This is a genomic window from Pseudomonas sp. MYb13 (genome assembly GCF_002980075.1).
Lineage (GTDB): Bacteria > Pseudomonadota > Gammaproteobacteria > Pseudomonadales > Pseudomonadaceae > Aquipseudomonas > Aquipseudomonas lurida.
In genome coordinates, this window is the sequence record NZ_PCQI01000025.1 from 1 (window position 1) to 14,393 (window position 14,393).

Annotated in this window: 11 protein-coding genes and 1 rRNA gene; 7 read left to right on the forward strand and 5 right to left on the reverse strand. The window is 61.6% G+C overall.

The window, feature by feature from the left end:
• Positions 1–6: 6 nt before the first annotated feature.
• Positions 7–122, forward strand: a 5S ribosomal RNA gene (rrf, locus tag CQ002_RS26715).
• Between the two features lie 356 nt (positions 123–478).
• The gene (mrdA, locus tag CQ002_RS26720) at positions 479–2,371 is read left to right on the forward strand and encodes a penicillin-binding protein 2 (RefSeq protein ID WP_025857942.1); all 1,893 of its coding nucleotides are present in this window, start codon (positions 479–481) and stop codon (positions 2,369–2,371) included.
• On the opposite strand, the gene CQ002_RS26725 is transcribed toward mrdA, so the two are convergent.
• Positions 2,372–2,773 carry a GFA family protein gene (locus tag CQ002_RS26725; RefSeq protein ID WP_034106050.1) on the reverse strand — a complete coding sequence of 134 codons (402 nt, stop codon included), beginning with the start codon at positions 2,771–2,773 and terminating at the stop codon, positions 2,372–2,374.
• Positions 2,774–2,872: 99 nt separating this feature from the next.
• Between CQ002_RS26725 and CQ002_RS26730 the strand changes: the two genes are divergently transcribed.
• Positions 2,873–3,340, forward strand: a complete 468-nt coding sequence (locus tag CQ002_RS26730; protein ID WP_034106052.1) for an SRPBCC family protein — start codon at positions 2,873–2,875, stop codon at positions 3,338–3,340.
• 186 nt (positions 3,341–3,526) lie between these two features.
• On the opposite strand, the gene CQ002_RS26735 is transcribed toward CQ002_RS26730, so the two are convergent.
• Entirely contained in the window at positions 3,527–5,770 is a 2,244-nt protein-coding gene (locus tag CQ002_RS26735; RefSeq protein WP_034106054.1) for a TonB-dependent siderophore receptor, read from the reverse strand.
• 196 nt (positions 5,771–5,966) lie between these two features.
• Between CQ002_RS26735 and CQ002_RS26740 the strand changes: the two genes are divergently transcribed.
• The 4 genes from CQ002_RS26740 (at position 5,967) to CQ002_RS26755 (ending at position 10,357) form a co-directional block, all read left to right on the forward strand.
• A complete protein-coding gene (locus CQ002_RS26740) occupies positions 5,967–8,324 on the forward strand; it encodes a DNA polymerase II (RefSeq protein ID WP_105161928.1) in 2,358 nt (785 codons plus the stop codon).
• Positions 8,325–8,393: 69 nt separating this feature from the next.
• Positions 8,394–8,972 carry a GNAT family N-acetyltransferase gene (locus CQ002_RS26745; protein WP_098466183.1) on the forward strand — a complete coding sequence of 193 codons (579 nt, stop codon included), beginning with the start codon at positions 8,394–8,396 and terminating at the stop codon, positions 8,970–8,972.
• 12 nt (positions 8,973–8,984) lie between these two features.
• A complete protein-coding gene (locus tag CQ002_RS26750; protein WP_105161929.1) occupies positions 8,985–9,617 on the forward strand; it encodes a glutathione S-transferase N-terminal domain-containing protein in 633 nt (210 codons plus the stop codon).
• Between the two features lie 164 nt (positions 9,618–9,781).
• Positions 9,782–10,357, forward strand: a complete 576-nt coding sequence (locus CQ002_RS26755) for a DUF4174 domain-containing protein (RefSeq protein WP_034106058.1) — start codon at positions 9,782–9,784, stop codon at positions 10,355–10,357.
• 71 nt (positions 10,358–10,428) lie between these two features.
• Here CQ002_RS26755 and CQ002_RS26760 read toward each other — a convergent pair whose 3' ends face one another.
• The 3 genes from CQ002_RS26760 to CQ002_RS26770 form a co-directional block, all read right to left on the reverse strand.
• On the reverse strand, positions 10,429–11,457 hold the full coding sequence (locus CQ002_RS26760; RefSeq protein WP_177431183.1) for an acyltransferase family protein: 1,029 nt from the start codon (positions 11,455–11,457) through the stop codon (positions 10,429–10,431).
• A gap of 99 nt (positions 11,458–11,556) precedes the next feature.
• Positions 11,557–12,966 carry a lipid II flippase MurJ gene (locus CQ002_RS26765; RefSeq protein WP_034106062.1) on the reverse strand — a complete coding sequence of 470 codons (1,410 nt, stop codon included), beginning with the start codon at positions 12,964–12,966 and terminating at the stop codon, positions 11,557–11,559.
• Positions 12,966–14,393 carry an O-antigen ligase gene (locus CQ002_RS26770; RefSeq protein ID WP_034106299.1) on the reverse strand — a complete coding sequence of 476 codons (1,428 nt, stop codon included), beginning with the start codon at positions 14,391–14,393 and terminating at the stop codon, positions 12,966–12,968. Before CQ002_RS26770 ends, CQ002_RS26765 begins: the two co-directional genes overlap by 1 nt.

Consider the following 14,393-nt stretch of genomic DNA (forward strand, 5'->3'; position numbering starts at 1 on the left):
GAATTTCTTGACGACCATAGAGCATTGGAACCACCTGATCCCATCCCGAACTCAGCAGTGAAACGATGCATCGCCGATGGTAGTGTGGGGTTTCCCCATGTGAGAGTAGGTCATCGTCAAGATTAAATTCCAGAACCCCTGTTTGCTAACGCAAACAGGGGTTTTGTTTTGGGCGGTCGAAAAGTTCGTAGAGGCCTATTGCAGCGAAGGTTGCCCGCGACAATCGTCAACAATGACGCAAACCCGCTTACGCGCCGATTCCCCCTAACCCCCCGCATGGTGCATCCCACCCGCCGACGCCGGACCTTTCTGCGCTATTGCTCCTGCAATGCCTAAAAAAAACGCTCATCAACATGCCGTTGGGGAAATCGATGCAAAGTGTTTCTGCATTTTTGGTATGGTGCAGCACATTTTCATAAGGATTGATCTTTCATCCGCAGGACGCGGCGTCGACCTTCTTCAACGAGATGCTGTAGAAATGCCTGAACCGATACCAATCAAGGATCACGAAAAAGAGAACCGCCTGGTCAACAAGCGCCTGCTCGCCTGCGCGCTGTTGGTCATTGGCATCACCTGCGCCCTGGTGGGGCGCATGTACTTCCTGCAGGTCGTACAGTTCGACTACCACTCCACGATTTCCGAGAACAACCGCGTCCACGTGTTGCCCATTACGCCGACGCGCGGGTTGATCTATGACCGCAACGGCGTCGTGCTGGCTGACAACCGCCCCAGCTACAACCTGACCATTACTCGTGAGCGCACCACCGACCTCAAGGGCGAGTTGGACGCCATCGTCAGTTTGCTGCACTTGCCGGCCGAAGACCGTGCTGTATTCGACAAGGCGTTGAAACAAGCGCGTCACCCCTTCGTTCCTGTGACACTGTTTTATGAGCTGACCGAAGAGCAGATCGCGCTGCTGGCCGTGAACGAATTCCGCCTGCCGGGTGTGGACGTAGAGCCGCAATTCGTTCGCCACTATCCCTTGGGCGCCCACTTTGCTCATTCCATCGGTTACGTAGGACGGATCAACGAGAAAGAATCCAAAGCCCTCGACTCGGTGGAGTACCGTGGAACGCAGTCTATCGGCAAGACCGGGATCGAGCGTTTCTACGAGTCCGAATTACACGGCCACGTAGGCTATGAAGAAGTAGAAACCAATGCCCAGGGCCGCGTACTGCGCGTTCTCAAGCACACCGATCCGATTCCCGGCAAAAATATCGTCCTGAGCCTCGACGTTCACCTCCAGGAGGCGGCAGAAGAAGCCTTGGGTGATCGCCGTGGTTCGGTGGTTGCCCTTGACCCGCAAACCGGTGAGGTGCTGGCCATGGTCAGCAAGCCGAGTTTCGATCCGAACCTGTTTGTTACCGGCATCAGTTTCAAGGAATATGCCGCACTGCATGATTCCATTGATCGGCCGCTCTTCAATCGCGTCCTCAGGGGGCTTTACGCGCCTGGCTCGACCATCAAACCGGAAGTCGCCATCGCCGGCCTCGACAGTGGCGTTGTCACCGCCCAAACCCGCGTGTTCGACCCTGGTTATTACCAACTGCCCGACTTCGACCACAAATACCGCAACTGGAACCACAGCGGCGACGGCTGGGTAGACATGGACGCAGCCATTATGCGCTCCAATGACACCTACTTTTACGACCTCGCCCACAAGCTGGGCATCGATCGCCTGCACGACTACCTGGCCGAGTTCGGCTTGGGGCAGAAAGTGTCGCTGGACATGTTCGAAGAGTCAGCCGGCCTGATGCCGTCCCAGGCCTGGAAGCGCGCCACCCGCCGCCAGCCCTGGTTCCCGGGTGAAACCGTGATCCTCGGCATCGGCCAGGGCTACATGCAGGTCACGCCGCTGCAGCTGGCCCAGGCCACCGCCTTGATTGCCAACAAAGGCGTGTGGAACCGGCCTCACTTGGCCAAGACCATCAATGGCGTGCCACCGGTGGATGAGAACCCGATGCCCAACGTGGTCCTCAAGGATCCGCGAGATTGGGAGCAGGTCAACCACGGCATGCAATTGGTGATGCACGATCCACGCGGCATTGCCCGCGCGGCCGCACAAGGCGCGCAATACCGCATCGCCGGCAAGAGTGGTACGGCGCAAGTGGTGGCGATCAAGCAGGGCGAGCGTTACAACCGTGACAAGACCCTGGAGCGTCACCGAGATAACGCTTTGTTCGTCGGCTTTGCGCCAGCCGAACACCCCAAGATCGTGATTTCGGTGATGATCGAAAACGGCGAGGCTGGCGGTCGTGTTGCGGGACCGGTCGTGCGGCAAATCATGGACGCCTGGCTACTCGACCAGGAAGGCCACCTGAAGCCCCAATATGCGACGCCTGCTAAAGCACCCGGTGACCCGAAGGTCTAATCAGGGTTTCCATTCGTCCCATTGCTCTACGCCTTCATAGGCAAGCCAGGGCATATCATGAGCCGTCCAGATGTGCGCGGTGGGCCTGACGCCTGGATCATCATCCAGCGTCGCCACCCGCACAATGACGTGGGGTTGGTGCCCGCGCTCAGCCATCAGATGTGAGCCGCAGCGTGAGCAGAAATGCCTGAGCTTGCCCGGCGACGATTCAAAAAATGCCAACAGGTCCACGCCCTGTGTCCAGCGAAAGTGTTCGCGCATTACGCCTGCCGTCGCGACAAAAGCCGCCGCATGCGCCTTGCGGCAGCTGTTGCAGTGGCAGTGGCTGATAGGCATGTCGAGGCGGTCTACCTGATAGCGCACGCCCTTGCAGAAGCAACTTCCATTCAATGGGTCAGTCATAACGTAATGCCGGGTCAAGGAAGGGGGTCATCATCATTGCTTACAACCCAAGGTTGCGCATTGTTTGATGTCGCCTACTGTCAATGGAGGAGGTGACTTATGCACGTATTAGATCGCATAGAACGAAAAGTCTTGCTCAACGCTTCACGTAGACAGGTGTGGGAAGCCCTCACCGATGCCGAGCAGTTCGGCAATTGGTTCGGTATCGCCCTAAAAGGCAAAGCCTTCGCTGCTGGGGAAACCATCGAGGCCCCGATCACTTATCCCGGCTACGAGCATGTGATCTGGAAGGCCAAGATCGAACGTATCCTGCCGCAAACGCTGTTCTCGTTCTGGTGGCACCCTTTCGCGGTAGAAAAGGGCGTCGACTACGACCAGGAAACCCCGACACTGGTGGAGTTCACCATTGAGGACCGTGCGCCGGGTATTCTGCTGCGGGTGGTCGAATCAGGCTTTGACACGGTGCCGGAGGCTCGTCGGCAGAAGGCCTTCAAGATGAACTCCAGGGGCTGGGACGAGCAGATGGGCAACATCGAAACCTACCTGAGCCAAGCCCGCCAGGCCTGACCGCAACGGGCATCATGCTCGATGCTTGGCGGCATCCACCGCCAATACGTGGAGGGCGGCCAGGGCTAACGCGGGGCGCTGAGCGCGGGGTAGCTTTATTGTCAGGACTTCCCTGTGGCAGAAGTCCTGAGTCTGGCGGTGAGTCAGCGATTCACACACCTGCTGGCTCACCTTGCTGTGGCGCGTTTAGAAATCCACAGTCGCCGACAGCTTGGCGACACGTGGATCGCCTTGGCTGAGGAAGCCACCCTGGGCCGATTCCCAATACTTCTCGTTGGCGACGTTCTCCACGGTAGCGCCGAGGGTGACATCACGCTGAGCCACCTTGAAGTTGTAGCGCGCCCCCACGTCGAAGCGGTTCCAGGTCGGCAGGCTCAGGTTGTTGGCGGCGTCGGCATACTGCCCGCCTGTGCGCAGCATCCGGCCGTTGAGCGTCACGCCCTGCAGGCCGGGGACATCCCAATCCACACCGGCGTTGAGCTGGAACGAAGGCACACCGATAGCGCGGTTGCCATCGTTGGCGCCGTTCTGTGTGTCCTTGAGCTCGGTTTTCATCACCGTCACACCGCCCAGCAGGCGCAGGCCGCTTACGGGTTCACCGAACACGTTCAATTCAACGCCTTTGTTGATTTGCTGGCCTTCACGCACATAGCGCGCGGTAGTGGCATCAATGACCTGAACGTAACCAGCGCCGGGCTGTTCGATACGGTACACACCCAACGTCGCCCCGTAGGTGCCCATGTCGACTTTCACGCCGGCTTCGATCTGCTTGGAGCGCGCGGGAGCGAACGCCTGGCCGCCACCGATGATAGTGCGGTTGCCCGAGTTGACGGGAGATGTCGGGCCTTGCGCCAGGCCTTCGATGCGGTTGGCGTAGAAAGACACGTGTTCCCACGGCTTGAACACCAGGCCGTAGACCGGCGTGGTAATCGACTCGTCATAGTTGGAGGTACGGGTGCCACTCATATAGTTGTACCCCTGCACCACCATCTGCTGGCGACGCGCACCGAGTGTGACCAGCAGGCGATCATCGAACACGCCAAGGGTATCGGACACTGCTGCGCTGCGCACAAATGTCTTGGCCGTAATGGTGGGGTCGCTGAAATCAGTCCCTGGCGTATTGCGTGGGTTGTTCAAGGTCGGTGGCGCGCCGGTTACCGGGTCGTAGATATTGGTTGGAGTGGCCGTCGACGAGGCGTTGAACACATAAGCGTTGCGTGCCTGGGTCCAGATACCGGCCAGGCCGAAATTGAGGCGGTGGCTGACAGCGCCGGTCTGGAACTTGCCGTTCAGCCCCCCCATCAAGCTGCGGTTATTTTCTTCGTGGGCAATGGTCGAGCGGCTCGCCTGGGCATTACCGAGGTTATCGGTCAGTGTCACCGACGAGTATTGGCCCATTTCGCGGGTGTGCTTGGCACCGCCTGCGGCATAGGCGGTCCAGTTGTCGTTCAGGTCGTACTCGGCGCGCAGCATCCCCAGGGTGTCTTCGAGGTTGGTGCTGCTCCAGCTCGGCGCGTAGTTGGTGTCTGCCGAAGGCGCATCCGGCACCTGGGTGGCCGTGCCCAGGAACACCGAGTTTCGTCCGCCGTTGATACGCTGCTTTTGATACACAAAGTCACTGGACAGGCGCAATGCATCGCCGCGGTAGTCCAGGCCAACGGTAAACAGTTTCGAGCGCTGGTTCTCATCATCGATGCCGGTATCGCCTTCGCGCTGGGACACGTTCACCCGCGCGCCAAAACGGTTGTCTTCACCGAATCGCTGGCCAATGTCCAGATGCTCGCCAACCCGGCCATCACTGCTGATATCGGTGCTGAAGCGACGCAGCGGCACATCATCGGCCCGCTTGGGTTGCAGGTTCACACCCCCGCCGATCCCTGAGCCGCCTGGCGTTACGCCGTTGATAAAGGCATTGGGCCCCTTGAACACTTCCACGCGCTCCAGGGCGTCAGTAGAGATGATCTGGCGTGGCACGATGCCGTACAGGCCGTTGAAGGAAATGTCGTCACCGTTCAACGGCAGGCCACGAATCATGAAGGTCTGCGCCTGGTTGGCAAAGCCCGACGCCTGGCGCACCGACGAATCATTGAGCAGCACATCACCGACGGTCTCGGCTTGCTGGTCGCGGATCAACTTCTCGGTATAGGAGGACATGCTGAACGGCACATCCATGATGTCCTGGTTGCCCAGCACCCCCAACTGACCGCCGCGTGCCACTTGGCCACCGGCGTATACCGGCGGCAAGGCATTTGGCGCAGGGGCGTCGGCGCTGACAGTGGTCGCACCCAATTCCAATGTGTCGCCATCCTGACGGCTGTTCGCATCCTGCGGGATGGCCGGGGTTGCGGCGAGGGCGGTGAGGCTCAAGGAGCAGCAAAGGGCGAGCAGGGTGGGGCGAAACGGCACAGCGAACGGAGTACGGATGGGCATGGTCGATCCTGACGGCGAACCGTCAATGTGAGGAAAAGGGTAACAGCGTTGCGCGTCCTCACTGCGCGGATACGACTCCGGCGCGAATGATAGTAATTATTATTAACGTCCTGCAACAAATTTGTGAGATTAAGGTCTGCGCGCGCGGATGCCGAGTAGAATCACGCCCTGAAAGCGATTCCTGAGGTGCGGTACGGTGGATTTACAGCAGGGTTTTGTCCTGACCCGGCATTGGCGCGATACCCCGGCGGGCACGGAGGTCAGTTTCTGGCTGGCCACTGACCAGGGCCCGAGGTTTATCCGCCTACCCGTGCAGACCTCGGTGATGTTCATCCCCGAGGCCCATCGCAAGCCGTTGGATTGGCTGCTCAAGGGCGAGCGCGACATCGAGTTGCGCCCGTTGCAGCTGTGCGATTTCCATCATCGCCCGGTGCTGGGCCTGTACACGCGCCAGCACCGCCAGGCGATGGACGTGGAGAAACGCCTGCGTGCCGCCGGCGTCGATGTCTACGAAGGCGACGTGCGCCCACCCGAGCGTTACATGATGGAGCGCTTCATCACTGCGCCCGTGTGGTTTGGCGGCACGCCCGACGCTACCGGCGTGCTCTGCGATGCGCAGATGAAGCCCGCGCCCGACTACCGTCCGCCCTTGAAACTGGTGTCCCTCGACATCGAGACCACCGCCCAGGGCGATCTTTATTCCATTGCCCTCGAAGGCTGCGGCGAGCGCCAGGTGTACATGCTTGGCCCGCCGAACAAAACCGATGCCGTGGACTTCAAGCTCGACTACTGCGACACCCGTGCCCAACTGCTCGAACGCCTCAACCACTGGCTTGCGGTGCACGACCCCGATGCGATCATCGGCTGGAACGTGGTGCAGTTCGACCTGCGCGTGCTCCACGAACATGCCCAGCGCCTCAACGTGCCGCTCATGCTCGGGCGGGGTGAAGAGCCGATGGCCTGGCGCGAACACGGCAGCCGCAACCATTACTTCGCCGCTGCGGCGGGGCGGCTGATCATCGATGGCATCGAAGCCCTGCGCTCGGCCACCTGGAGCTTCGAATCCTTCAGCCTGGAGAACGTCGCGCAGACCCTGCTGGGCGAAGGCAAGGACATCTCCACGCCGTACCAGCGCATGGACGAAATCAACCGCATGTTCGCCGAGGACAAGCCCGCGCTGGCGCGCTACAACCTCAAGGACTGCGAGTTGGTCACGCGGATTTTCGCGAAGACCGAACTGCTCAAGTTCCTGCTGGAGCGGGCCAGCGTCACCGGCTTGCCGGCCGACCGCAACGGCGGCTCCGTCGCCGCGTTCACCCATTTGTACATGCCGTTGATGCACCGCCAGGGCTTCGTCGCGCCGAACCTGGGCGACAAGCCGCCCCAGGCCAGCCCCGGCGGCTTTGTCATGGACTCACGCCCCGGTCTCTACGAATCGGTGCTGGTGCTCGATTACAAAAGTCTCTACCCGTCGATCATCCGCAGCTTCCTGATCGACCCGGTGGGCTTGATCGAAGGCCTCAAGCACACCGATGACAGCGAGTCGGTGGAAGGCTTTCGCGGTGCACGCTTCTCTCGCACCCGGCATTGTCTGCCTTCCATCGTTGCGCGGGTCTCCGAAGGCCGCGAAGTGGCCAAGCGCGAACACAACGCACCGCTGTCCCAAGCCCTGAAAATCATCATGAACGCCTTCTACGGCGTGCTCGGCTCCAGTGGCTGCCGTTTCTTCGATACACGCTTGGCCTCGTCGATCACGATGCGTGGCCACCAGATCATGCGACAGACCCGCGAGCTGGTCGAAGCCCAAGGCTACGAAGTGATCTACGGCGACACCGACTCTACCTTCGTGTGGCTGGGCAGCGCACATTCCCAAGAGGATGCCAGTCGCATCGGCCAAGCGTTGGTGCAGCACGTCAATGACTGGTGGCGTGAGCACCTGCACACTGCGTTCGGCCTGCAAAGCGCCCTGGAGTTGCAGTACGAAACCCACTTCACACGCTTCCTCATGCCGACCATCCGCGGCGCGGAGGAGGGCAGCAAGAAGCGCTACGCCGGCCTGGTCGTACGCAGCGATGGCAGCGAGGAGATGGTCTACAAAGGCCTGGAAACCGTGCGCAGCGACTGGTCGCCCCTGGCCCGCCGATTCCAGCAGGAACTCTACCAGCGCATCTTCCATCGCCAGCCCCACCAGGACTACATACGCGACTACGTGCGCCGCACCCTGAGTGGCGAGTTCGATGAGTTGCTGATCTATCGCAAACGCCTGCGCCGCCAACTGGACGACTACGAGCGCAACGTGCCGCCCCATGTGCGCGCCGCGCGCCTGGCCGATGAGTACAACGACCGCCTGAACCGCCCGCGCCAATACCAGCGCGGCGGCTGGATCAGCTACGTGATCAGCGTCAACGGCCCGGAGCCCCTGGAAGTGCGGCAGGCGCCCATCGACTACGACCACTACGTCACCCGGCAATTGCAACCGGTGGCCGATGCGATCCTGCCGTTTGTGAATGATGATTTCAGCACCCTGGTGGGTGGGCAAATGGGCCTGTTTTAAAACGCTTGATTCGTCAGTGCGCGAGCCTGCACTCTCTGTTCCTGACGACCATCCAGACGGCGCAGCCCCATGACCCCACTTACCTTGACCGGCACCACGGTCGAACTCCTGCCCCTGCAAAGGGAACACAAGGCCGCCTTGCTCGAAGCCGCCGCCGATGGCCAATTATGGGACCTCAAGGTCACCCACGTACCGGGCCCGGACACTGTCGATCAATACATCGACACCGCACTGGCGGGACGCGACGCCGGTAGCGTGATCCCGTTCACCCTGGTGCGCCGCGATACCGGCCAGGTGGTTGGCAGCACACGCTTCTGGAAGGTCGACCGGGCCAACCGCAAGCTCGAAATCGGGCATACCTGGCTGGCGCTGTCGACGCAAAAAAGCGGCATCAACACCGAAGCCAAGCTGCTGTTGCTGACCTACGCGTTCGAAGTGCTCGATTGCGTACGCGTGCAGTTCACCACCGATGAACTCAACGAAAAATCCCGCGCCGCGATCCTGCGCCTCGGCGCCGTGCAGGAAGGTATCGTGCGCCACGAACGCATCATGCCCGATGGACGCAAGCGCAACTCGGTGCGTTTCAGCATCATCGATTCGGAATGGCCACAGGTGAAGGCCAACTTGCAGGCCAAACTGCAACGCTAGGAGGAAAAGCCCATGTACACGCTCTACGGTATCGATGAATCCGGTTCCTGCATGATCGAAATCGCCCTGCAGCGGTGTGCGGTGCCGTGGCGGCGAGTGGATGCAGCCTCGTGGGCAGACGGCGAGGGCAGTTCCGAACTGGCGCGTATCAACCCGCTCAAACAGGTGCCGACGCTCGTCACCCCCGACGGCCAAGTACTGACAGAAAGCGCCGCGATCCTGATCCACCTGGGCCTGGAGTTTCCCGACTCCCACCTATTGTCCGACAACCGCGCGCAGATCATTCGCGGCCTGGTGTACATCGCCGCCAATTGCTATTCGGCGATCGGCATCATCGACTACCCGCAGCGCTGGCTTGGCAACGTCAACGACACCGTGCAAGCGCAACTGGTCACCGGCACCCGGCGCTACCTGCATCAGGCCTGGGTAGTGTTCGCCGATCAGTTTGCCGACCAATTGCTTGCCGCGAACAATACGCCGAACGCACTCGGCTTGATGGCTGCCGCGGTGTCGCGTTGGGACGAGGCGCGGGACGCGTTGAACGGCCTGGCGCCAGGCTTTGCGCAGACACTGGCGCAGGTGGATGCCGATCCCCTTGTAGCGCCTGTATTTGCTCGGCATTGGCCGGAGTGGAAGGTCTCATGATGTTTCCGTAATCAGTGGAAACAATGACGGTCGCCCCCATCAAACCCTTGCGTAGCGGGCGTCCTGACCTACGCTTTCTTAAAGTGGTGTAGGAATCATCCTTGAATTTGACTGTCGCAGACATGAAACTCAAGAACCCTGCATGGAATTCAAAGGAGGTGCGCATGCTCATCCGGTCGCTGACCCTGGCTACCTTGATGGCTTTTACGGGGCCGCTGTTGGCTGCTGATGATATCAACCCGCTCAAGCAGGACTTGGGCAAGGCCCGGCCGCTGGTGGTGGTGGAGCTTGATTCCGGCAACGACACCTTGGCGACCCTCAAGAAACAGTTGGACGAGCCTGCGACCAAGCAGTCCTTTGAAGAACGCAGCATGGTGTTCTACACCGTGAAGTTCGGCAGCATCGGTGCCGAAGGCGAGAAGTTCGCCAAGGACCCAAAAGACAGCAAAAAGCTCACGCCGCCGGAAACCAACGCGCTGATCCGTGCCCTCAAGCTGGGCGCCGGCAGCGGTACCAAAGTGATCCTGGTGGGCAAGGATGGCGAGAAGAAACTCGAGAAGACCGTGCCGCCGGATACCCTCGACCTCAAGGCGTTCTTCAGCGCCATCGACCAGATGCCGATGGCCGAGAAGGAAACCGCCGCCCCGGCTGAGCCTGAACCGGCTGCACCGGCGCCAGCCAAGGGCGCCAAGCCTGCCAAGCCAGGCAGCAAGCCAGCGCCTCAGCAACTCGACGACTAACTGGTTTTGGTCGGTACGTGATCAATGTGGGAGCCGGGCTCGCCCGTTCCCACAGTGGATCTTCAGCATGCCTAAGTTGTCGCCTTCTCCCCGGTCGCCTTGCGCACCGGAAACGGAAAGTAGAAAAACCGCAGGAACGCCACTCGCTTGATCACTTCCCCGATCAACAACGGCACCACCACCGCCACCACAAAGCCGATACAGGCCGCGACAAGCGCAGGCAGCCCCAGGCGTTCCATCAGGTCGAACGTCTTGTGTTGGATCTCACCGTGAAAGATCAGCAGGATCAGCGTCGACTGACCGATGTAGGTCATCGCCCGGGTGATCAGTGCCGAGACCATGAGTACCCGCGCCAGCGCCCAGCACGCATACACCCCGATCATCGCCAGCAGGCTGGTCCATAGCCAGTGATCGTAGCGACGCTGCGCCAGGTCCATGGTATCGCCCCGGTACAGGAACACCGCGGCGAACAGCACGATCGACACCAACAGCGTCAGCAGCGACCCCGCATGGGTGCGCAACCAGTCCCGCAACAGGTAGCCATAGATGAAGCAGGTGCTGCTGATCAGGGTGATGTCGAGGCTGAACGGCAAGCCTGGCAGCACCCAGGTTCTGCCGCCCAGGGTGACGGGCAGTTGCCAGAACCAGGGCAGCATCCAGATGCCGACCAGCAACGGCACCAGCATCACTGCACAGCTCACGGGCAGTGGCAGGCGTTGGATCAGTCGCAGCACCACCCAACTGAACAGAATCGACACCCAGAAGTGCGGCAGGAACCACAGCGCCTGCCACGGGATGGTGTCCACCGACGCATACAGCACGCCGCCGACATCGGGCAGCAGCGGCTGGCCACGCAGAATGCTGCGCACGATCACGTAGGTGAGCATGGTGAAGAAAAACGGCTTGAGCAGGCCATCGGCCTTACGTATCGCCATCTCCACGAAGGGCTGCTCCGGCTTGAAGAACACGCCGGACAAAAAGAAGAACAATGGCAAGATGAACGACGCCAGGATCGGGTACAGCAAGTCCGGCGAGGTGGCGACAAACCAGCTGTGGGCATAGACGATCACCAGGATGCCGATGCCTTTGGCGATATCCATTTGAATCCAGCGATGTTTCACCTGATCACCCCTCTATAAAACCCACCGCCCCGGTAGGCGCTGGCGTGTGGCGAGGGCGCTTGCTCGCCACTGTTAATGTCATGCCTTGCGCCACGGCTTCAGCCACAGCCCCATCCCCAGTAACACCACCGCGCCGGCCAGCGTGCTCAGCCCCAGTTGCAGCCACACGCCTTCAACCCGAAACAGCACCAACGCCGCCAGCCCCATCACCCCTGCACTGAGCAGCCACTGCCGCGCCCAGGCCAGGACGCCGAGCAACCCCTGGCGCTGCATCAACAGCAGTGCAGTGCAGATGACCCCGGCCAGCGCGGCCAACGGGATGCCCGCCAGCCCGAACACAAACGGCAGCACGCCCAGCAACAGCACGTTGACCAGGCTGCCGAGCAGCTCGCAGCGCAGTGGCTGGCGCGTGTCACCAGCGGCATAGGCATAACGTGCAAGCAGTGCGTTCCAGGCGCCGAATACCAGCGGTACGGCAAACCAGGCCAACAGCAGTGGCAAAGGCGAGTCCAGCGATTGCCTGGGCAGCAGCAACGCGACCAGGCTCGGGGCCGCCGCCACCAGGCCGACGCCGGCGGGCAGGGTCAGCACGCTGGCGGTTTCCAGGCCACGCTTGAGCAGGGCCAGGCGCTCGTCGCCCTGGCGGCGGCTCATCATGCCCAGCAGCACCTGGTTGAGGCTCATCAGCGCAATCAGCGGCAGGTTCATCAGCTTGCGCGCCAGGTTGACCCAGGTCACCGCGCCTTCGCCCAGCAACGACGCCACCAGCCGTTCAATGAGGGCCAGGCCCTGGCTGGCGCCATTGCTCAGCAGCAGCGGGCCGATGCGTTGGCCCAGCTCCCGCAGTGGTGCAAACGACCGTTGCCAATGCCACGGCCGCCAGCCCTGGCGCCATACGGACGGCAGCAGCGCCAGCGGCATCAACAGGCTGCCGGCGAGGCAGGCCAGGGCCAATGAGTGAGGTTGAGTGGCGGTGCCGGCGAAGGCGAGGTAGGCCACCGGCGGCAGGTTGAACAACAACGAGCCCAAGCCCGCCAGTACAAAACGTTCGCCGGCCTGCAAGGGAATGCTGAACAGCGCATGCAGTATCAGCCCGGGCACGCACCAGGCGACAATCTGCAAGTTACTGCTGGCGAGCGCCGTGGCACTGGCCGCCAGGCCCGGCCCGAGCAGTTGCACTAGCCACGGCGCCAGCAGCGTCAACAGCAGGCTGGTAACCAGTGCGATCAGCAACAGCGCCGGAAACAGTACCGCCAGCCAACCGAGGCGTTCATCGTCTTTGCGCGCCAGGTACAGCGGCAGCGCAGCGGCGCTCAGCACGCCGCCGGCCAATGACATGCGCAACGCCTCTGGCAGAAACAAGGCGATCAGGAATGCATCGCTGCGTTCTCCGGCGCCCCAGGCCGCCACCAGCAGCCATTCGCGGGCAAAGCCCAGGCACAGGCCGAGCAGCGTCGCCAGCGTCAGCCAGACGGCAGAGCCCAGCATCAGGGCCGCGCGCCATCAAGCATGGATTTGCGATAGGCCACGCTTTTCACCTGCGGCAGGCGCGCCGGAAACAGTCGGCGGGCCTCCAGCACATTGATTCCAACCATTAGCCAGAACAGCGCAACCATCACCACCGCAAAGCTGAAGTAGTGGTCGAACAGGCCGCTGACCAGAGCCGAGAGGATCCCGGCGGTGGTGCCCAGCCACAGCGCATTGTCCTTGGTCAGGCGGATTGGGCCGCTGTCCGGGCGCGCTTCCCGCCACCAGCGTACGGTCACCGCGACAAAGAAGAGCATGCCGACGATGCCGGTCTTGTAGATGAAGTTCAGCCACAGGTTGGAGATGCCCAGCAAGTGCGTGCCGGGCACTGGCGGGTCCACCTTGAAGCCGATGCCGAACGGATACGACACCACCGCCTGCGGGAACATGCGGTATTCGTCGAAACGCACTTCGGTACTGGCGTTGTCCGAGGAAAAAATCGTCGCCAGGCGTTCCTGTAACGGCGGATAAGCGATCACCAGTGCCACGGTCAGCGCCGCGCCGATCATCAGCAGGCGTCCGGTGTACGGCACTCGGCGCGTGGCCATCCACAGCAGCACCAACGCCAGGCTGACCATCGCACCGCGGCTACTGGCCAGCAACAAGGCGGCCGCGCCCAGGCACGCCACACTCAGGCCGAGCGCGCGTTTCCAGCCTTGCTCGGTCATGCCGAAACAGAAGGCCAGGGGCAGCAGCAACGCCATGATCCCGCCGATGGCATTCGGGTGCATCCAGGGTGAGCCCATGCGTGAAGACATGGCTTCCAGGCCGAACTTCAACATGTCGAAGTTGCCGTAGTTGAACAGCGCCAGGATCGGCGCAATGCCGGCCCCGGAGCGCGTGCGCACAAACACCGCAATCGACAGCACCAGCATTGCCAGGCTGCCCAGCAGCAGGGCGATCACCAGGGATTCGCGGTGCTTGTGGTCCACCAGCAACTTGGCGCAGAGGAACACCGACGACAGGCTCAGCAGCCAGCGCAACCAGTTGGCCACGCCGCTGGTGTCGGCGTGGATGGTGACCTGGCCGACGATAAAGGGGAACACGCTGAACAGCATCAGCCACAAGAGCATCTGGTCGGTGGGCCGGCGGGTGAGGCTTGGTGTGTCGGGCAGGCGCGACAAAAAGTTGTGCCACAGCACCGCGCCCCAGGTCAGCGCCAGGATGGCTTCGCTGACAGTACTGCGGATGCCCAGGTTGACGGTGGAGTAGGGCATGAACGTGGCGACCAGGGCAAACAGCAACAGCCCCCAGAATGGAAAGCGCAGGATGGTCATCGCCCCGGCCAGGCCGATCACGGCCAGGAACGCCTTGGCCGGTGACAGCAACAGGGCGAGGGCGCCAAACAGCAGGCCGAAAAGAATCGCAACGAGGCCGGACAGGTTCAC

What these genes read in the sequence shown, in the direction of transcription:
- mrdA (WP_025857942.1), top strand. Translation starts at nt 479, where the DNA reads ATGCCTGAACCGATACCAATCAAGGATCACGAAAAAGAGAACCGCCTG.
- CQ002_RS26725 (WP_034106050.1), bottom strand. Translation starts at nt 2,773, where the DNA reads ATGACTGACCCATTGAATGGAAGTTGCTTCTGCAAGGGCGTGCGCTAT.
- CQ002_RS26755 (WP_034106058.1), top strand. Translation starts at nt 9,782, where the DNA reads ATGCTCATCCGGTCGCTGACCCTGGCTACCTTGATGGCTTTTACGGGG.
- CQ002_RS26730 (WP_034106052.1), top strand. Translation starts at nt 2,873, where the DNA reads ATGCACGTATTAGATCGCATAGAACGAAAAGTCTTGCTCAACGCTTCA.
- CQ002_RS26765 (WP_034106062.1), bottom strand. Translation starts at nt 12,966, where the DNA reads ATGCTGGGCTCTGCCGTCTGGCTGACGCTGGCGACGCTGCTCGGCCTG.
- CQ002_RS26750 (WP_105161929.1), top strand. Translation starts at nt 8,985, where the DNA reads ATGTACACGCTCTACGGTATCGATGAATCCGGTTCCTGCATGATCGAA.
- CQ002_RS26760 (WP_177431183.1), bottom strand. Translation starts at nt 11,457, where the DNA reads ATGGATATCGCCAAAGGCATCGGCATCCTGGTGATCGTCTATGCCCAC.
- CQ002_RS26735 (WP_034106054.1), bottom strand. Translation starts at nt 5,770, where the DNA reads ATGCCCATCCGTACTCCGTTCGCTGTGCCGTTTCGCCCCACCCTGCTC.
- CQ002_RS26745 (WP_098466183.1), top strand. Translation starts at nt 8,394, where the DNA reads ATGACCCCACTTACCTTGACCGGCACCACGGTCGAACTCCTGCCCCTG.